Consider the following 17377-nt stretch of genomic DNA (forward strand, 5'->3'; position numbering starts at 1 on the left):
AGTCAAGTCGTCGAGCACTTCTGCCGCACCCAACTGCCTCAGCTTTCTGAGCGCCACCCGTTCAATCCGTGGATCCAGCGACGCCACACGCTCACGACGCCACAACCGCGACCGGCCGGTGAATTTCGCCCGAGGCCGATCAGGCCTATTGGCAGCGCCCCAGCCGGACTATTGTGATCGCCATGATCAGTCGCATCGTCACACGCACACTGTCCGCCGCCGCATTGGGTGCTCTCTTCCTTGTTTCAGGGATACCCGCAGTCCACGCCGCACCGCAGCCACAGCCCGGTCATTTCGAGGATGTCATCGCGCTTCCCAACGGATTCCAGCCCGAGGGAATCGCGATCGGCCCGCGCGGCACTGCCTACGTCGGCTCACTCGCCGACGGCGACGTCTACGTCTTCGACGTGCGCACCGGCGAGGAAATCACGACCCTCGAAGGCCCGGGCACTCCGTCGGTCGGCCTGAAAATCGACAACCGCGGTCGGCTTTTCATCGCGGGCGGGCCCACCGGCGAGGCGCGGGTCGTGGATGCCGTCACGGGCGACCTCCTGCAGAGCTACGCCCTCACCGATGCGCCAACGTTCGTGAACGACGTCGTTCTGACTCGCGACGCCGCATGGTTCACCGACAGCCAACAAGCGCAGCTCTATAAGCTCCCCCTCGGACCGGGCGGCGCGCTCCCTGGAGCGGATGCGATCGAAGTCGTCCCCCTGTCGGGCAGCTGGATGCAGCAGCCGGGCTTCAACGCGAACGGCATCGCGGAGACCCCCAACCATCAAGCGCTCTTGGTCATCCAGTCGTCCACGGGCATTCTGTTCCGCGTCGACCCCGAGACCGGCGTCGCCGCGGTCGTTGATCTGGGTGGGGTCCTGCTCCCCAACGGTGACGGGCTGCTCGTCGCCGGGCGCACCCTGTACGTCGTGCAGAATCAGTTGAACACCGTAGCCGTGATCCGCCTCAATGCAGCCGGGACCAGCGGCGAACTCATCGACCGGTACACGGACCTTGACTTCCAGGTGCCCACGACGATCGCGAGGTTTGGCAACGGGCTCTACCTCCCGAACGCCCGCTTCGGCACTCCCCCGGCGCCCGACACTCCCTACTCGGTGGTGCGCATCGATCGGTAACCACCGCCTGCAGACGCACATCCCCAGCGTTTAGCTCACGAACCCAGAGGTGGCAGTCCCGCCACCTTGGCGCGGTCACGTCCGATGAACGCCGCTACCCCGACGGGAACTCCGCTCTGCGTCAGAATCGACTCGATCCCGGCCCGACCACGCGGACCCGTCTTCACTCTGACACCTACCACGTCGTTTGGAAGGGATGCGGCACCACCGATCACGATCGGCACCCCGACCGTATCTTTCTTGTCGCGACAGGCATGCCCTCTACACGTTGAAGCGGAACTCCACCACGTTGCGCCACCAGGCAACGTTACGACAGTAGTCGGTTCACCAGCGCGCAGTACGACCTCAGCGGCACGGTATTCGTCAGCCACGGCCCGTGAATTGCGTCGATTCATCTTGGGGCCCTCGGGAGGCGGAACGAGAATGAGCGACATCACGCCAGCGCGCGATCTCGTCCCGGATCGATATGCCAGTTTTCCCATGCTTCGATTGTTCCTCCCGCTGATCGACGCCAACGATCAGACGCGCCGATGGTCGTCATATCTCGACGACGGAATCGAGCTGACCGGCTCCACGGATTGGTTCGAACTCTGGAATCGGCATAGGGAGTCCCCTGCGGCATTCGAGCCCGATAGGGGCATGCACACTCAGAACTAGACACTGAATTTAAATTCCACGCAGTCACGTCGAGAGGATAGATCTGGGATGGGCGGCCCTCTCGCGCATGTGGGTGAGGGCGCTATCCAGTGGTCGAGATTACTCGGCCACCTCGCCGCTTGCCCAGAACACCTCTTCGGTCAGGCACGCCCTTAGCGTCGCCGAGAGCTCACTCGCTGTGAAAACCGGGTGGAAGCCGCCCCCGAGTCCTACCTCGTCGCCAGCGCTGATGACATAGCCGTCGGGAAGAATCACCTCATCGCTGCCGCCAATAGTCGTGCCCTGTGGGAACACGATGAGGTAGGTCTCTTCTGCTTCGACCACCATGCAATCGCCACGCCCCCACGCGACTGTTCCCTCCGCGAGCGCCTGCTCTTGAACGTCACTCGTCTGCCCGGAGACGGCAATCAACCGGCCGTTCGGGGATTCCTGAACCGAGGTCGCCGACGTCGCCGAGCACGCGACGAGACCGACACTCACTGAAAGAACAACCCCAATGCCGAGAGTCCTGCGCCACCAATTGCTCATGTTTGGAGCATGGCATCCATCACGGCAGTGATGCCAGACCGCCGAAGCTATCGATGCCGAGTCGCAACTCGGACAGCCGCATTCGCGGCGGCCTGCGGCCCGCCGCAAACCGTCACCACCTGACCATCCGCCACACGGCACCGAAGCTCACGGAACACCATCGGCAGCAAAGGCCGACAACTTCGCCGTGCCCACCACCAAAACACCGCCCAGCAGTCAGCGACCCCGTTCACTCAAGGCGGACCGGTAGATCGAGGCTTAGTAAGATTTGGGTTCATGGGGCGAAACTTAGCTATCGATACGACGTTTGACGTGCGGACCGACGCTCGCGGAAAAGATCCTGACACGCACAGTCGAACACTTCGCTATTATCACATGCAGCTCTGGAGCAAACCCTTGCCCAGCGGCGTTCTGTTCGACTTGGACGACCACACGCCGGACGCGTATCTGCACCACAAGTCTGCCTTGGGCGAGTTCTACCTTGCGAGTGATTCCGTCATACCCACGTTCGCCAGCTGGTTCAGGATGGCGCACATTATCGACGAGATACCGGAAGTGGAACGGAAGTCGTTCCACGACATCGGGTACACAATCGGCGGGATGATGCTTTTCCCCGGCAATAAGGTGGACGGTAAACAGACCATCAACGGTGCCCGCGGGTTCAATCAGAAGATCGCCGATCGGCTCGATCTCACCCTCGAAGGTGTACGACGGCACTACCTCGGCATGGGCAGCCCCCTCGGTGAGACGCTTGCCCGGTATCCCGATTTCTTCGCTCTGTTCGAAAGCTTCGAAGGCTACGTGAAATTTTTCCTCCTGCAAGATCTTGTGAATGAAGACTCCACTGCAGTCAGGTTCTTGATGCCGTTCGATGACTTCCGCCCGCCCGCATTTCCGAGGACGATGGCTGCCTATCAGGATTATCGGAGACTAACGATCGAGTTCGTCTCATCGCGAAATCGCCGAATCGCGGACTTTTGTAATTAGCGCTCGCATCATGACGTACGTCGAGGCTTCCGCGACCACTTTGGCCAAATGAAGCAACGATTCGCCAGAGAAAGCGCGGTGACCGGCACGGGCGCCCATCACCGCTTCAAGCCCTGGATCCACTTGAACTAGACGTTGAAACGGAACTCCACCACGTTACGTTACAGAACAACCCCTGAACCGGGTGAGCGAGCGAGTGCGGTCGTCCCCGCCGCCGGCAGACCCAGGTCTGCACCGAGCTGAACGAACCAGCGGCGCTGGTAGGCGGGCAGATCACTTCTCAAGGCTGACTCGACGCCTTGAACGACGAAGCTCCGACTCCACACTCCAGCCTCCACGAGCCCGGGCACGACCACTGTTCGAAGTGGATCGTTGACATCACTCCGGTCGCTCTGCCTCAAAGAAGCACCTTTGATGCCACGCGTCGTGAAGAGACGAGCGAAGAGCACCCTGGTGACTTTCGGTCTCGCAAGCAGCCAGTACAAAAGCGGCTTCCCCGGCCTGTCAGCCCAACCGCTGATCAGCATCAAGACAGCTCCATCATGATGTGGTGCCTCGACGAGACCTTCTTCAATCCACTCATACATCACGGCCCGACCCCGGTTACGGTCCCAGTTCTTGGGATTCGCTGCGAAATCCGAAGACCATTGATCGACGAACGCGATGAGGTCGTTGGGGAACAAGGCCGGGTACACCCACTGCGCAAACGAACGGTCCTCTGGTATCGGCCAGACTTTCGCGGCCTGAGCGGGCACTTTGGAGGCCAGCAGGACGGTGGTCGCCGCATCCCAGTGCCCTAGTTCCAATGGCCCTGTCCAGGCGTCAACGAATTGCGCGTACCCCCCGGGATAGTCTGCTCGCAGATCGCGAAGCCACGAAGTCACCGTCGATGCTGAACTCGCGCACAGGATGGCCTTGGCCTGACCAACCAGGGGCTTGCACGCCGCGCGGCGCTCGTACGGCTCAACGGAAGCGAGTCGGGCCGCAAGGTCACCCGAACGGCCCGTTGCGAGGAGGTTCCTGAGCGAGTCGACCGTGAGCATAACCGAATGCTAGTCCGCTCTCCGCCCACCAGGTTCGCCGTGCCTCGAAAGAAGGGTCTTTGTCCCGCGGGCGGCGCGGAGTGATTGCCGCAATCTGCTCAGCCATGCGATCCTCGGCAACATCGCGGTCATGCCGGTCCTGCAACGTCAACCAGAATTGCGCCGAGGTGCCGAAGTACCTGGCCAGGCGGAGAGCCGTGTTCGCGGTGATTCGACGCTGGCCGTGCACGACCTCGTTGATGCGGCGAGGCGGCACACCGACGGACACCGCGCTCGAGACGGCCCTCGCGGGCCTCCTCGGCCATCAGAAAAGGCTCTGGCGGACCTCCTCGACCTGCAAGAAGCGGCCTTGGCCGGCCTGATTAGACGTTAAACCTAAATTCGACCACGTCGCCGTCCTGCATGACGTATTCCTTGCCCTCGATGCGTGCCTTGCCCTTGGACCGAGCCTCGGCAATCGAACCGGCGGCCATGAGGTCTTCGAAGGAGAAGATCTCCGCCTTGATAAAGCCCTTCTGGAAGTCGGTGTGGATGACTCCGGCGGCCTGCGGCGCGGTCCAGCCCTTGTGGATGGTCCAGGCGCGGCACTCTTTGGGGCCGGCCGTGAGGTAGGTCTGCAGGCCGAGTGTGTCGAAGCCGATGCGGGCGAGCTGGTCGAGGCCGCTCTCGGCCTGACCGGTCGAGGCAAGCATCTCGGCGGCGTCTTCAGCGTCGAGTTCGCTGAGCTCACTCTCGAGCTTGGCGTCGAGGAAGACGGCGTTCGCGGGAGCGACGAGCGCGGCGAGGGTATCGAGCCTGGCCTGGTCCTGCAGCACGGCCTCATCGACGTTGAAGACATAGATGAACGGCTTCGCGGTCAGCAGGCCAAGCTCGCGAATCGGCTCGATATCGAGCGTCGCCGAGGACAGCGGCTGGCCACCGTCGAGGATGGCCTGCGCCTTGAGCGCGGTTTCCAGAACGAGCGGCGCCAGCTTGCGGCCCTTGACCTCTTTCTCGAAGCGCAGCACGGCTTTCTCGAGGGTCTGCAGGTCGGCGAGGATCAGCTCGGTGTTGATGGTTTCCATATCGCCGGCCGGGTTGACTTTGCCGTCGACGTGCACCACGTCGGGGTCGGCGAATCCGCGGATAACCTGGGCGATGGCATCCGCTTCGCGAATGTTGGCGAGGAATTTGTTGCCGAGGCCCTCCCCCTCGCTCGCACCACGAACGATGCCGGCGATGTCGACGAACGAAACCGGTGCCGGCAGCAGCGCCTTGCTGCCATAAATGGTTGCCAGGTCGGCCAGGCGCGAATCGGGCAGGTTCACGATTCCAACGTTGGGCTCAATCGTTGCGAACGGGTAGTTCGCTGCGAGCACGTTGTTCTTGGTCAGGGCGTTGAAGAGGGTGGACTTGCCCACATTGGGGAGTCCGACGATTGCAATAGTAAGAGCCACGAGAGCTTATTCTACCGGCAGCTCGGGACGCGGGCTCTGTCGGTGGCCCGTGAGAGCATAAGGTGTGCTGAATTTTACCGCGATCGATTTCGAAACCGCCAACTCTTCTGGCGCCTCGGCGTGCTCCGTCGGGATGGTTAAAGTTCGTCACGGCGTGGTCGTCGATTCGGCCTACTGGCTCATTGCCCCGCCTCCCGGTCACGATGAATTCTCCGAGTGGAACACGCGTATTCACGGCATCACCGCAGCGGATGTCGTGGGTGCAGCGACCTGGGCCGAGCAGCTTCCGCAGCTGGTCGCCTTCGTCGACGGCGACGACCTCGTGGCCCACAACGCCGGGTTCGACCTCGGCGTGATCAAGACGGCGTCGCTCGTGACAGGCCAGCCGGTGCCCGACTTGCGCTATGTCTGCAGCCTGCAGGTGGCCCGCCGCACCTATCATCTGGAGTCGTATCGGCTACCGGTGGCGGCCATGGCGGCCGGTTTTGAGGACTTCTCGCATCACAATGCGCTCGCTGACGCCGAGGCATGTGCGGCCATCATGATTCACGCGGCTGGGCGCCACGAAGTTGACACGCTTGAGCAGCTTGCCCATGTGACCCGGGTCAAGGTCGGCGTAATTGGGCCGGTAGCCACCCGGGAGCACGCGTCCACGCACGGTCCGATGGCGCTCAGCTAGTCAGAGCAAGCCAGCAATTCGCCTGATCCGAGTGTCATTTCGGCGGTGTCGGTGGGCACTGGCAGACTTAAAGCATGGAACCAATGCTGAGTTTGATTGTCGGTCTCGTCATCGGCGCCGCGTTGGGCGCCCTACTCACGCTGGTGCTCGCACAACGTCGCGGCGCGGGCGCTACCGGCCACGACTCGCTCGTTGTCGATCCCGCCGTGCTCGAGGCACGCCATCAGGTGGCCCTCGCCGAGGCTCGGGCGAGTGAGGCCACCGTTCGCGCCGCACTGCAGAGTGAGCTGTCGGCCGCCCTCGCCACCGTCGACGGACTCTCTGCGCAGATTGAGCACGACCGGGCCACGGCGCGCGAAACCGGCGAACGGCAGCGTTCTGACCAACACCTGCAGTCCGAGAGGGAGAAACGCGAACACCTCGTACTCGAAGCCCTCAGCCCCGTGCGCGAAACCCTGCGCACCATGCAGGAAAAGGTCACCGAGCTCGAAACCCAGCGCAGTGAACAGTACGGATCACTCTCGGAGCAACTCAAGCAAGCCCAGATTTCTGACCAACAGCTACGGGTGACCACCGAATCGCTCGCGAGCGCCCTGCGTTCCAACAGCACCCGCGGTGTGTGGGGAGAGACCCAACTGCGGCGCGTGGTCGAAGCCGCCGGCCTCGCCCAGTATGTGGATTTCAACACGCAGACCAACATCTCGACAGATGCCGGGCTCGGCCGGCCCGACATGGTCGTGCGCCTGCCCGGCAACAAGTCGATCGCGATCGACGCGAAGGTTCCCCTCGAGCACTATATCGAGGCGAGCACCATTCCCTACACGGCCACCGGCGAGGAAGGCGCCCGCCGCAAGTTACTGATCGACAAGCACGTGAAAGCTGTGCGCGTGCACATCGACGCGCTCGCCAAGAAGACCTACTGGGAAGGTTTCGATGCCAGCCCAGAGTTCGTGATCGCGTTTATACCGAGCGAGTCCCTGCTGTCAGCGGCGCTCGAGGCCGACCCGTCAATTCTGGATTACTCGTTCAGTAAACGAGTGGCCCTGGCGTCGCCGGTGAATCTGTGGGCGGTGCTGAAGACGGTGGCTTTCACCTGGCAGCAACAGGCGGTGACCGACGAGGCGCAGAAACTCTTCGACCTCGGCAATGCCCTGTACCAGCGGCTCGGTGCGTTGTCAGGCCATGCCGAGTCGCTGCGCAAAGCGCTGGAGCGCACGGTGGACAGCTACAACAAGTTCGCCAACTCGCTGGAGTCCCGGGTGCTCGTGACCGCCCGGCAGTTTCCCGGGATCGACCAGACCAAGATCGGGCTGCTCACCGAACCCACCGTCATCCACGATTCCCCGCGCAAACTGACCGCGCCCGAGTTCGAGGCGTCAGCATCCGAACGCGACACGCTGGACCTTCCACCGGGATTGGACGGCGCTGACTTGAACGGCGCTGACTTGAACGAGGCTAAACACAGCGTGATCAACCGACGTCTCGCTGGTGTCGACGAATCTGATTCCGAGGTACCCGCGTAGCTCGGTTTCCGCACTACCATGCGCCGTGCAGGCGACTCACGAAACTGCACGCCTCGCATCTGAATGAACAGATTCAAGGCGTGCAGTTTCGGTGAGGCCCGAGATGCCGGTTGAAGCGCTTACAGCCACTTTTCAGCGAGGTGCTCGGCGATGACGCGACGAGCCGTGCCTGAACGCGAGCGCAGCACGATGCTTTCAGTGCGGATCATCGGGCCTTTACGACGCACGCCGTCGACCAGTCCGCCGTCGGTCACACCGGTCGCCACGAAGAACGTATTGTCACCGCTGACCATGTCTTCGATCTCCAGCAACTTGTCGATGTCGAGCCCGGCCGCGACGCCACGGGCACGCTCAGCGTCGTCCTTCGGGGCGAGACGTCCCTGCATATAGCCGCCGAGCGCCTTCAGTGCGCAGGCCGTGGTGATGCCTTCCGGGCTTCCGCCGATACCGACGCACATGTCGATGCGGGTCTCGTAGCGGGCGGCATTGATTCCGCCCGCGACATCGCCGTCGAGCATGAGGCGTGTGCCAGCACCGGCACTGCGAATGGCTTCGATCAAGCCAGCGTGGCGCGGACGGTCGAGCACGGCGATCGTTATTTCACCGACCGGCTTTTTCATAGCCTGCGCCAGATCGCGAATGTTATCGGCGATCGGCTGGTCCAGGCTGACGACGCCGCGACCGGCCGCACCGGTGACGATCTTGTCCATGTAAAAGATCGATGAGGCGTCGAGCATGGTGCCACGGTCCGACACTGCGATGACGGAGACCGCGTTCTGGCGGCCGGCGGCTGTGAGGCTCGTGCCGTCAATCGGGTCCACCGCGATATCGCAGGCGGGGCCACGGCCGTTGCCGACGTGCTCCCCGTTGAAGAGCATGGGGGCTTCGTCTTTTTCACCCTCACCGATAACAATGAGGCCGTCGAAGTTGACGGTGCCCAGGAAGACGCGCATAGCGTCGACGGCAGCCTTGTCGGCGGCGTTCTTGTCGCCGCGGCCGATGAAGGGTACGGCACGGATGGCTGCGGCCTCGGTGGCGCGCACGAGCTCCATAGCGAGGTTACGGTCGGGGTGTTGAAACAGAGTGGCGGTCTCGGTGCTGTTCAAAAGGTCCTCCCGGACGTAAGTTCGACTTCGATTACGACGGATGCGCGGCGGGTCGCGCGGATTGTCCGCCCGAGTCACCCTATCGCGAGGGACCACGCCGAACCGGGCATCGCTAGACTCGGGTCACACCCCCGCACAGTTTCGAGGAGAAGCAATGCCTATCGCAACCCCCGACCAGTACGCCGCAATGCTCGACACAGCGAAGACCCGCGGGTTCGCCTACCCGGCGTTCAACGTGTCCTCATCTCAGAGCATCAACGCCGTTCTCCAGGGCCTGACCGAGGCCGGATCCGACGGCATCATTCAGGTCACCACTGGTGGAGCCGACTACTTCGCCGGGCACACCGTGAAGAACCGGGCCTCTGGCGCACTTGCGTTCGCCCGCTTTGCGCACTCGGTCGCTGACAACTACCCGATCACCGTCGCGCTGCACACCGATCATTGTGCAGAGAGCGCTCTCGGCGACTTCGTCATCCCGCTCATCGAAGCTTCGGAGTCTGCGGTTGCCGATGGCGGCAACCCCATCTTCCAGTCGCACATGTGGGACGGTTCAGCCATCGCGCTCGACAAGAACCTTGACATCGCCATGGACATTTTGAAGCGCACCCGCGCGATCAACGCCATCCTCGAAGTTGAGATCGGCGCCGTCGGCGGCGAAGAAGACGGCGTTCAGGCCGACGTGAACGAGAACCTGTACACGACCCTCGACGACGCAATCAAAATGGTCGAGGCTCTCGGCCTCGGCGAGCAAGGCCGCTACATGGCCGCCCTCACCTTCGGCAACGTGCATGGCGTCTACAAGCCTGGCAACGTGAAGCTGCGCCCGGAACTGCTCAAGGAGATCCAGACCGGTCTCTCCGCCAAGTTCGGGCTTGCCGCTCTGCCGCTCGACCTCGTCTTTCACGGCGGCTCCGGCTCGACCGATGCGGAAATCGCCGAAGCCGTCGCCAACGGTGTTGTGAAGATGAACATCGACACCGACACCCAGTACGCCTTCACCCGCTCGATCGCCGACTACATGCTCAAGAACTACGACAGCGTGATCAAGGTCGACGGCGAAGTCGGCAACAAGAAAGTTTACGACCCGCGCGCGTGGGGCAAGGTGGCCGAGTCGGCCATGGCCGCTCGCGTTGTCGATGCCACCCGTCAGCTCGGCTCAGCCGGGCACTCAAACAGTTAGAGCACGCAGTTAGAGCAATGTCAGAGAACCCGGACTCCGTTCCACCCCCCGCGAAAGACCCACGCCCACGGCCCCAGTACGGTGAACTCGCCCCTGAGGGCTGGACCTGGCAGCCTCCGCAAGGAGAAGCCGGGGTTGAACCCGCTCCCGCCCCCATTGTCGGGGCCGGGGCGGGCGGGCCGCCACGCGCGAACCAGCCGGTCATTCCGGCGGCTCCGTCACACCCGGAACAGCAGTACCAGCGGGGCCAACCATCCTGGCCAGCCAAGCGCACCGCGCCACGCTGGGACCGGCCGTTGACAATCGGGCTGCTGGCGTTCGGACTGCTGGCCACCCTGTACGGCGCGTTTTCACTCGGTGCGCTCCCCGACGCCATGCAGTTGATCTACACCCAGCAGGGGCTGGGAACCTACACGCCCACCGCCAACATTGGCCCGTTGACCTCGGTCGGGGCCATCGCCGTGGTGTTCGTTTGGCTGGCTGCCACGGCGGTATCGATTGGCCTGCTGCTGAGACACCGCCGAGCGTTCTACGTACCGATCATCGGGGGCGCCGTCTCGACCGTTGTGCTGTTCTCCTTCATTCTCGCCGCTATGCTCGGCGACCAGACGCTCATCAACTTCCTGAGCCAGCAGTAGTTCGCGCGCCTCGGTCGCTACTCGGCCGGGGCGGCGCGACCGCCGAAGGCACGGGTATCCGTTTCGCCGGAGAGGTCTTGGCGCAGTTCCTTGGGCAGCGAGAAGATGAGGTCTTCCTGGGCGGTCTTGACCTGCTCGACGTCGCTGTAACCGGCATCGGCGAGCGCTTCAAGCAGTTCGTCGACGAGTTCTTCGGGAACGGATGCCCCACTCGTCACCCCCACGGTCACCGCATTGTCGAGCCACTCCTGTTTGACCTCGCTGGCGAAGTCGACGCGGTACGCGGCCTTGGCACCATATTCCAGGGCCACTTCGACCAGGCGCACCGAGTTGGACGAGTTGGCGGAACCGACCACGATCACCAGGTCGGAGTCGCGGGCGACCTTCTTGATGGCGACCTGACGGTTCTGGGTGGCGTAGCAGATGTCGTCGCTCGGCGGATCCTGCAGGTTGGGAAAACGCGCCCGCAACCGGCGCACGGTTTCCATGGTCTCGTCGACACTCAGCGTGGTCTGCGACAGCCAGACCACGCGGTCCGGGTCGCGCACAACGACCGTGTCGGCTTCGTCGGGGCTGCCGACGAGGGTGGTGTGCTCGGGGGCCTCGCCGGCGGTGCCTTCGACCTCTTCGTGGCCTTCGTGGCCGATCAGCAGAATCTGAAAATCGTCGCGGGCGAAGCGCACGGCTTCGCGGTGCACCTTGGTCACGAGCGGGCACGTGGCGTCGATGGCCTGCAGGCCGCGTGCGGCAGCCGCGTTGACGACGGCCGGGGAGACGCCGTGGGCGCTGAAGACGATGTGCGCGCCGTGCGGCACCTCATCGACCTCGTCGACGAAGATCGCACCCAGATTTTCGAGCTCGGAAACCACGTGGACGTTGTGCACGATCTGCTTGCGCACGTAAACCGGGGCCCCGTAGTGCTCGAGCGCCTTCTCGACCGCGATGACCGCACGGTCGACCCCGGCGCAGTACCCGCGCGGGGCAGCGAGCAGCACGCGCTTCTGTCCGACCACCGGGGTATCCTTGAGTCTGTTGCGAGCACTGGGAATGCGCGGCATACCCAGGCCGATAACGGGAGGCTTGCTTGTAGTGTGCGCGCTGGTGTTCACCGCCTCAGTCTACGCACGCACGACCGAAGAAATCTGGGAGGATCCGACTGTGCCCACAGCCACCACAACACCCAGGACCACCGCATGACGGACGCCCCCGCCACCGTGGAAGCACCGTGGCCGGTCGCCCTGCTCTCGGGCAAGATTCGCGGTTACATCGAACGTCTCGGCATGGTCTGGGTCGAGGGTGAGATCACCCAGTGGGGCGCAAGCGGCGGCAACGTCTACGGCAAGCTCAAGGACCTCTCCGAAGACGCCACCGTGAGTTTCACCATCTGGTCGTCGGTGCGTGCCAAACTCACCGCCGACTTCAAGGCGGGTGACCGCGTCGTCGCGCTGGTCAAGCCCAACTTCTGGGTCAAGGGCGGCACGCTCACCATGCAGGCCTTCGAAATGCGCCACGTCGGGCTCGGTGACCTGCTCGAGCGGCTGGAACGGCTGCGCAAACAGCTCGCCAGCGAGGGCCTGTTCGATGCCTCCCGCAAAAAGCGCCTGCCGTTTCTGCCGCACTGCATCGGCCTCGTGACCGGAAAAGATTCTGACGCCGAGAAAGACGTCATTCGCAACGCCCAGCTGCGCTGGCCGGCCGTCAACTTTCGGGTTGCTCACGCCGCCGTGCAGGGTGATCGCGCCGTTGGCGAGGTGACCAGTGCCATCGCGCGTCTCGATGCTGATCCCGAGGTCGACGTGATCATCGTCGCACGCGGCGGCGGCGACTTTCAGAACCTACTCACCTTCAGCGACGAGAGCCTGGTGCGCGCCGCGGCCGCTTGTGTGACGCCGCTGGTCAGCGCGATCGGGCACGAGGCCGACCGTCCGCTGCTCGACGAGGTGGCCGACCTGCGAGCGTCCACCCCGACGGATGCCGCCAAGCGCGTCGTTCCCGACGTCAGCGACGAGCTGAACCGGGTGCAGCAGGCCCGGGCGCGTCTCAGCAGCCAGCTCACCGGCATCCTCTCGTCGGAAATCGATCGAATCTCACAGTTGCGTAGTCGGCCGGTGCTCGTCGACCCGCGCTGGATCATCGACTCCCGCAGCGAAGACCTCACCCGCTACGTTGCGCGCGGCGCCGAATTGACCGGGCGCATTCTCGAGCGTGCCGAGGCCGCCGTGGTGGAACTGCGCTCCCAGCTGCGCGCCCTGTCACCTCAAGGCACCCTGGACCGTGGTTACGCGATCGCCCAGCTGCCTGGCGGTCTCGTGCTGCGCCGCGCCGATGATTCCCCGGTCGGAACCGAGCTGTTGCTCACCCTGGCCCACGGAACCGTCGCCGCCATTGCGGGCGTCCCCAGCGCTGCGTCGAAATAATTAGACTGGATGCTATGACTTCGCCTGCCCCCGCCATCAGTGATCTCAGCTACGAACAGGCCCGCGACGAGCTTATTCGCGTGGTGAACGAACTCGAGCAGGGCTCGAGCACCCTGGAGCAGTCGCTGGCGCTGTGGGAACGCGGAGAAGCCCTCGCCCGCCGCTGCGAAGAATGGCTGATCGGTGCCAAAGCCAGACTCGACGCGGCCCGCCTCGCGGCCACGGCGCCCACGACCGAAGACGCCGCGCCCACCAGATGAGCCGCGCTCCCAAACCGCCGCGCATCGTCGCCGAGCTCGGTCGGCCGGAGACTCCGCAGGAGACCGCCGACCGGCTCGCCGAGAACTCACGCAAGTACCGCTCGCGCAAGACCGTGAACAATCTTGTGCTCTCGCTGCTCGTGACCGTGGGCGCCGTGCTCGTACTCGTGCTTCTGGTACCGCGCAACGACAACCCGATCATTCGCGACGTCGACTACGCGAGCATCGCCGCCCAGGTACAACCGGTCGTTGATCACCCCCTCGCCAGCCCCGAGCTGCCGGACGGCTGGAGTGCCAACGACGCTGAGTGGCAGGCCGGCACCAACGGCCAGGTACCGTCCTGGTACATCGGATTGCTCACACCTGACAACCAGTTCATCGGTTTCAACCAGGCCTTCGACGCGAACTCCACTTGGCTGGCCCAGAAACTGCCCGACTCCCCCGTCGTTGACACCGCCAGCATTGCGGGCGTCACCTGGGACGTCTACCGCAACAGTGCCCCCGCCGCCGATCGGGGCAATTTCGAGTATGCGCTTGTGACGACCGCGGGCACGAGCACCTATCTGCTGATCGGTACGGCACCCACCGGCGACTTCGAAACCCTCGCCACCGCGTTAGCTGCCAATGTGGCAAAGAATGGAGCCCCATGACCCCCGCATCTATGGCTACCCCATCTCCGGCTGAGGCCTGGAACGAAATGCGCGAAGGCAACGTGCGCTTCGTCGCTGGCTCCCCGCGGCACCGCCAGGACGTCGACCGGCGGGCCGAACTGGTTGGCCAGCAGACCCCGCATGCCGCCCTGTTCGGCTGCAGCGACTCCCGCCTCGCCGCCGAAATCATCTTCGACCAGGGCCTCGGTGACCTTTTCGTTGTGCGCAACGCCGGCCAGATCATCTCAGAGTCAGTACTCGGCTCCCTGGAATATGCCGTGGCTGTGCTGCACGTTCCGCTGATCCTCGTGCTCGGCCACGACGAGTGCGGTGCGGTGCGCGCCGCCATCGACTCTCAAGCAGAGGATGCCCCGGCCCTTCCCGCACACATCACGCACGTTATCGAAAAGATCGTTCCGGCAGTGCGTCGCGTGAGCGGGCAGCCGATATCCGCTTTCATAGACCCCACTCAAATCGATGCCGGCAACGTGGGCCGGGAACATCTCAAAGACACCGTCACCGAGCTGCTCGAGCAGTCCGAGGTGATCAGCGCGGCCATCGCAGAAGGTACATTGGCTATCGTCGGTGCGAACTACGTTCTTCGCGAGGGACACGCCGACCCCAACATCGTGGTTGGCGTCATTTAGACCAGACCACCCGCGTACCCGTTACGCACAGCACAATCTCATACAGCACCGAAAGGGAATGCACACAGTGGTGGACACCTCCGCACAAACCGGCTACCGGATCGAACATGACACGATGGGTGAGGTCCGCGTTCCAACGGATGCTCTCTACGGTGCCCAAACCCAGCGCGCCGTCGAGAACTTTCCAATCTCCGGCTCCACACTCGAGTCCGCGCAGATCGCCGCTCTCGCCCGGATCAAGAAGTCAGCGGCTCTCGCCAATGCCCAGCTCGGCGTGCTCGATGCGGACATCGCCGACGCGATCGCCTCGGCCGCTGACGAGGTCATCACCGGGCAGTTCGACACCGAATTTCCCATCGATGTCTACCAGACCGGCAGCGGCACCTCCTCGAACATGAACATGAACGAGGTCCTCGCTACCCTCGCGACCCGCGCCCTCGGCCGCTCGGTGCACCCGAACGACCACGTCAACGCAAGCCAGTCCTCGAACGATGTGTTCCCCACCTCGGTGCACATCGCTGTGACGAGCGCCCTGATCGACGAACTCATCCCCTCGCTCGACCACCTCGCCGTCTCCTTCGAGGCTAAAGCCGAACTGTGGAAAGAGGCCGTCAAGGCCGGCCGTACCCACCTGATGGATGCCACCCCGGTCACCCTCGGCCAGGAGTTCGGCGGCTACGCCCGCCAGATGCGCCTCGGCATCGAGCGCATCCGCACGGCACTCCCCCGCGTCGCCGAAGTTCCCCTTGGCGGCACAGCGGTCGGCACCGGCATCAATACTCCGTACGGCTTTCCGCAGCTCGTCATCGAATTGCTCGTGCAGGAAACCGAGCTGCCGATCACCGAAGCGCGTGATCACTTCGAAGCCCAAGCCAACCGCGACGGGCTGGTCGACGCTTCCGGCGCCCTGCGCACCATCGCCGTCTCGCTGACCAAGATCTGCAACGACCTGCGCTGGATGGGATCCGGCCCCAACACCGGGTTCGGCGAGATCAGCATCCCCGACCTGCAGCCCGGCTCATCGATCATGCCCGGCAAGGTCAACCCGGTCATTCCGGAGGCCGTGCTCATGGTTTGCTCACGCGTCATCGGCAACGACGCCACCATCGCCTGGTCGGGTGCCTCGGGCTCGTTCGAGCTCAACGTCGGTATCCCGGTCATGGGCACCGCCCTGCTCGAATCGATCCGTCTGCTGACCAACGCAACCCGCGTACTCGCCGACAAGACCGTCGACGGCCTCGTCGCCAACCTTGAGCATGCTCGCGCCCTGGCCGAGAAATCGCCGTCGATCGTCACCCCGCTCAACCGCGTCATCGGCTACGAAGCCGCCGCGAAGGTCGCCAAGAAAGCCGTCGCTGAGGGCCTCACCGTGCGTGAGTCTGTTATCGCGCTCGGCCACGTCGAACGCGGCGACCTGACGCTCGCCGAGCTCGACACCGCGCTCGACGTGCTGAGCATGACGCGTCCGCCGCAAAAGAAGTAATACAGCAGCACCCGCAACTCGATGCCGACACCTCGCAAATGAGAGGTGTCGGCTTCGGGCGTGCGCCCAAGACCCGGTTTTTTAGCGGGGTGCAGAGCAATGGTGCTCAGCGGCTGCAGCGTCCTTCGAGGTGAGCTGCCTGAGGCGGTTTCGCGGATGTCGCTCGTCGCCGCATCGCCCCTCTTTGTCTTGATCGTCAACGACCGCTGGTGCGAGCTACTGAGCTTTCGCGTACCGGCACTTCCATGCTCTCACCGGGTTGACCTCGCGCCAGCCTTGAGTACTGTGAACGGAACTTGCAGAAATACTTCTTCAATTCCATTCTCTTCAGGAGGTTATTGTGACGAACGCCATCGAGACCGTCGACGTCAATGTTCCCGTTAGCGTCGCTTATAACCAGTGGACGAAATTCGAGGAATTTCCGAAGTTCCTGACTTTCGTGCAATCCATCACGCAGGTGACCGACACGCTCACCGAGTGGAAGGTGAAAATCGGCGGTGTGGAGCGCACATTTGAGGCTCGGATAACCGAGCAGCACCCCGACGAGCGCGTTGCCTGGAAAAGCACCGGCGGCGAGGTCGACCATGCGGGGGTTGTCACGTTCCACAAGTTGGCCGTGAACGAGACTCGCGTGACGGTTCAGCTCGACTGGGAGGCCAGCGGGCTGCTTGAGAAGGCCGGAGCCATTCTTGGTGTGGACAATCACGCCATCAAGAAGGACCTCGCCAACTTTAAGAAATTTATCGAGGCGAAGGGACCCGACCAAGGCGGGTGGCGCGGAAACGTCGAGGCCTGACGCGGCCGGAAGGCCAACCTCGGGATTGTCCGTGCGGCGTTAGCCGGGAAACGGGCGTAGTCGGAGTAAGTTATGCCACGCGACCTGGTTAGTCATTTTTTCGGTTCGTTCCCCGTAATTTCAACGAATGCTCGTGGACAGTAGAGGACATCTTGATACCTGACTCCCTAACCCAGACCCAGTACGACACCATCTACAACGTGTTCTCCCTCGTGAT

General features: G+C 63.5%; 19 protein-coding genes and 1 pseudogene. 13 read left to right on the top strand and 7 right to left on the bottom strand.

What is annotated here, in order from left to right; translation table 11 throughout:
• The first annotated feature begins 182 nt into the window (after window positions 1-182).
• The gene (locus CXY74_RS14925; RefSeq protein ID WP_104201180.1) at window positions 183-1130 is read left to right on the top strand and encodes a superoxide dismutase; all 948 of its coding nucleotides are present in this window, start codon (window positions 183-185) and stop codon (window positions 1128-1130) included.
• A 35-nt stretch (window positions 1131-1165) separates the two neighbouring features.
• On the opposite strand, the gene CXY74_RS18260 is transcribed toward CXY74_RS14925, so the two are convergent.
• The gene (locus CXY74_RS18260; RefSeq protein WP_255408770.1) at window positions 1166-1297 is read right to left on the bottom strand and encodes a hypothetical protein; all 132 of its coding nucleotides are present in this window, start codon (window positions 1295-1297) and stop codon (window positions 1166-1168) included.
• 256 nt (window positions 1298-1553) lie between these two features.
• Between CXY74_RS18260 and CXY74_RS14935 the strand changes: the two genes are divergently transcribed.
• The gene (locus CXY74_RS14935; protein ID WP_104201128.1) at window positions 1554-1787 is read left to right on the top strand and encodes a hypothetical protein; all 234 of its coding nucleotides are present in this window, start codon (window positions 1554-1556) and stop codon (window positions 1785-1787) included.
• A 99-nt stretch (window positions 1788-1886) separates the two neighbouring features.
• Here CXY74_RS14935 and CXY74_RS14940 read toward each other — a convergent pair whose 3' ends face one another.
• Window positions 1887-2315, bottom strand: coding sequence for a hypothetical protein (locus CXY74_RS14940; protein WP_104201129.1), 429 nt, complete (start codon window positions 2313-2315; stop codon window positions 1887-1889).
• 375 nt (window positions 2316-2690) lie between these two features.
• On the opposite strand from CXY74_RS14940, the gene CXY74_RS14945 reads away from it, so the two are divergent.
• Window positions 2691-3302, top strand: coding sequence for a hypothetical protein (locus CXY74_RS14945; protein WP_233193426.1), 612 nt, complete (start codon window positions 2691-2693; stop codon window positions 3300-3302).
• A 161-nt stretch (window positions 3303-3463) separates the two neighbouring features.
• Here the strand turns inward: CXY74_RS14945 and CXY74_RS14950 are convergent, their stop codons facing one another.
• The 3 genes and pseudogenes from CXY74_RS14950 to ychF form a co-directional block, all read right to left on the bottom strand.
• Window positions 3464-4345 carry a hypothetical protein gene (locus tag CXY74_RS14950; protein WP_092450349.1) on the bottom strand — a complete coding sequence of 294 codons (882 nt, stop codon included), beginning with the start codon at window positions 4343-4345 and terminating at the stop codon, window positions 3464-3466.
• Between the two features lie 76 nt (window positions 4346-4421).
• Window positions 4422-4613 (bottom strand): annotated as a pseudogene (locus CXY74_RS18085) (HigA family addiction module antitoxin); the annotation flags it as partial.
• Window positions 4614-4707: 94 nt separating this feature from the next.
• On the bottom strand, window positions 4708-5781 hold the full coding sequence (gene ychF / locus CXY74_RS14960; RefSeq protein ID WP_104128088.1) for a redox-regulated ATPase YchF: 1074 nt from the start codon (window positions 5779-5781) through the stop codon (window positions 4708-4710).
• 64 nt (window positions 5782-5845) lie between these two features.
• Between ychF and CXY74_RS14965 the strand changes: the two genes are divergently transcribed.
• Both CXY74_RS14965 and rmuC read left to right on the top strand, forming a co-directional pair.
• Complete coding sequence (locus tag CXY74_RS14965) at window positions 5846-6460, top strand: exonuclease domain-containing protein (RefSeq protein WP_104201131.1); 615 nt, start codon at window positions 5846-5848, stop codon at window positions 6458-6460.
• Between the two features lie 74 nt (window positions 6461-6534).
• On the top strand, window positions 6535-7983 hold the full coding sequence (gene rmuC / locus CXY74_RS14970; protein ID WP_104201132.1) for a DNA recombination protein RmuC: 1449 nt from the start codon (window positions 6535-6537) through the stop codon (window positions 7981-7983).
• Between the two features lie 119 nt (window positions 7984-8102).
• On the opposite strand, the gene glpX is transcribed toward rmuC, so the two are convergent.
• Complete coding sequence (glpX, locus tag CXY74_RS14975; protein WP_104201181.1) at window positions 8103-9035, bottom strand: class II fructose-bisphosphatase; 933 nt, start codon at window positions 9033-9035, stop codon at window positions 8103-8105.
• A 208-nt stretch (window positions 9036-9243) separates the two neighbouring features.
• On the opposite strand from glpX, the gene fbaA reads away from it, so the two are divergent.
• On the top strand, window positions 9244-10269 hold the full coding sequence (gene fbaA / locus CXY74_RS14980) for a class II fructose-bisphosphate aldolase (RefSeq protein ID WP_104201133.1): 1026 nt from the start codon (window positions 9244-9246) through the stop codon (window positions 10267-10269).
• A 17-nt stretch (window positions 10270-10286) separates the two neighbouring features.
• On the top strand, window positions 10287-10907 hold the full coding sequence (locus CXY74_RS14985) for a DUF6264 family protein (RefSeq protein WP_104201134.1): 621 nt from the start codon (window positions 10287-10289) through the stop codon (window positions 10905-10907).
• A 17-nt stretch (window positions 10908-10924) separates the two neighbouring features.
• Here CXY74_RS14985 and CXY74_RS14990 read toward each other — a convergent pair whose 3' ends face one another.
• Window positions 10925-11965, bottom strand: a complete 1041-nt coding sequence (locus tag CXY74_RS14990) for a 4-hydroxy-3-methylbut-2-enyl diphosphate reductase (RefSeq protein ID WP_104201135.1) — start codon at window positions 11963-11965, stop codon at window positions 10925-10927.
• Window positions 11966-12100: 135 nt separating this feature from the next.
• Between CXY74_RS14990 and xseA the strand changes: the two genes are divergently transcribed.
• The 6 genes from xseA to CXY74_RS15020 all read left to right on the top strand — a co-directional run bounded on the left by xseA (window position 12101) and on the right by CXY74_RS15020 (window position 17160).
• Window positions 12101-13324, top strand: a complete 1224-nt coding sequence (xseA, locus tag CXY74_RS14995) for an exodeoxyribonuclease VII large subunit (protein WP_104201136.1) — start codon at window positions 12101-12103, stop codon at window positions 13322-13324.
• A gap of 14 nt (window positions 13325-13338) precedes the next feature.
• The gene (locus CXY74_RS15000) at window positions 13339-13584 is read left to right on the top strand and encodes an exodeoxyribonuclease VII small subunit (RefSeq protein ID WP_104197485.1); all 246 of its coding nucleotides are present in this window, start codon (window positions 13339-13341) and stop codon (window positions 13582-13584) included.
• Window positions 13581-14234 (top strand): DUF4245 domain-containing protein, encoded by a 654-nt coding sequence (locus CXY74_RS15005; protein ID WP_104201137.1) that lies wholly within the window; start codon window positions 13581-13583, stop codon window positions 14232-14234. The genes CXY74_RS15000 and CXY74_RS15005 overlap by 4 nt, the downstream gene beginning before the upstream one ends.
• Window positions 14231-14881 carry a carbonic anhydrase gene (locus tag CXY74_RS15010; RefSeq protein ID WP_304481672.1) on the top strand — a complete coding sequence of 217 codons (651 nt, stop codon included), beginning with the start codon at window positions 14231-14233 and terminating at the stop codon, window positions 14879-14881. Before CXY74_RS15005 ends, CXY74_RS15010 begins: the two co-directional genes overlap by 4 nt.
• Window positions 14882-14939: 58 nt before the next feature.
• On the top strand, window positions 14940-16364 hold the full coding sequence (locus CXY74_RS15015; RefSeq protein ID WP_104197482.1) for an aspartate ammonia-lyase: 1425 nt from the start codon (window positions 14940-14942) through the stop codon (window positions 16362-16364).
• A 340-nt stretch (window positions 16365-16704) separates the two neighbouring features.
• Complete coding sequence (locus CXY74_RS15020) at window positions 16705-17160, top strand: SRPBCC family protein (protein ID WP_104201139.1); 456 nt, start codon at window positions 16705-16707, stop codon at window positions 17158-17160.
• Window positions 17161-17377: the final 217 nt, after the last annotated feature.

The organism is Cryobacterium sp. Y29 (genome assembly GCF_002929825.1).
GTDB lineage: Bacteria > Actinomycetota > Actinomycetes > Actinomycetales > Microbacteriaceae > Cryobacterium.

Bases quoted from the DNA above. Each gene is read 5' to 3' on its own strand.
- fbaA (WP_104201133.1), top strand. From the start codon at position 9,244: ATGCCTATCGCAACCCCCGACCAGTACGCCGCAATGCTCGACACAGCG.
- CXY74_RS15000 (WP_104197485.1), top strand. From the start codon at position 13,339: ATGACTTCGCCTGCCCCCGCCATCAGTGATCTCAGCTACGAACAGGCC.
- CXY74_RS15010 (WP_304481672.1), top strand. From the start codon at position 14,231: ATGACCCCCGCATCTATGGCTACCCCATCTCCGGCTGAGGCCTGGAAC.
- CXY74_RS14990 (WP_104201135.1), bottom strand. From the start codon at position 11,965: ATGCCGCGCATTCCCAGTGCTCGCAACAGACTCAAGGATACCCCGGTG.
- glpX (WP_104201181.1), bottom strand. From the start codon at position 9,035: ATGGAGCTCGTGCGCGCCACCGAGGCCGCAGCCATCCGTGCCGTACCC.
- CXY74_RS14945 (WP_233193426.1), top strand. From the start codon at position 2,691: ATGCAGCTCTGGAGCAAACCCTTGCCCAGCGGCGTTCTGTTCGACTTG.
- rmuC (WP_104201132.1), top strand. From the start codon at position 6,535: ATGGAACCAATGCTGAGTTTGATTGTCGGTCTCGTCATCGGCGCCGCG.
- CXY74_RS14925 (WP_104201180.1), top strand. From the start codon at position 183: ATGATCAGTCGCATCGTCACACGCACACTGTCCGCCGCCGCATTGGGT.
- CXY74_RS14940 (WP_104201129.1), bottom strand. From the start codon at position 2,315: ATGAGCAATTGGTGGCGCAGGACTCTCGGCATTGGGGTTGTTCTTTCA.
- xseA (WP_104201136.1), top strand. From the start codon at position 12,101: ATGACGGACGCCCCCGCCACCGTGGAAGCACCGTGGCCGGTCGCCCTG.
- CXY74_RS14985 (WP_104201134.1), top strand. From the start codon at position 10,287: ATGTCAGAGAACCCGGACTCCGTTCCACCCCCCGCGAAAGACCCACGC.
- CXY74_RS14950 (WP_092450349.1), bottom strand. From the start codon at position 4,345: ATGCTCACGGTCGACTCGCTCAGGAACCTCCTCGCAACGGGCCGTTCG.
- CXY74_RS15005 (WP_104201137.1), top strand. From the start codon at position 13,581: ATGAGCCGCGCTCCCAAACCGCCGCGCATCGTCGCCGAGCTCGGTCGG.
- CXY74_RS14935 (WP_104201128.1), top strand. From the start codon at position 1,554: ATGAGCGACATCACGCCAGCGCGCGATCTCGTCCCGGATCGATATGCC.
- CXY74_RS15015 (WP_104197482.1), top strand. From the start codon at position 14,940: ATGCACACAGTGGTGGACACCTCCGCACAAACCGGCTACCGGATCGAA.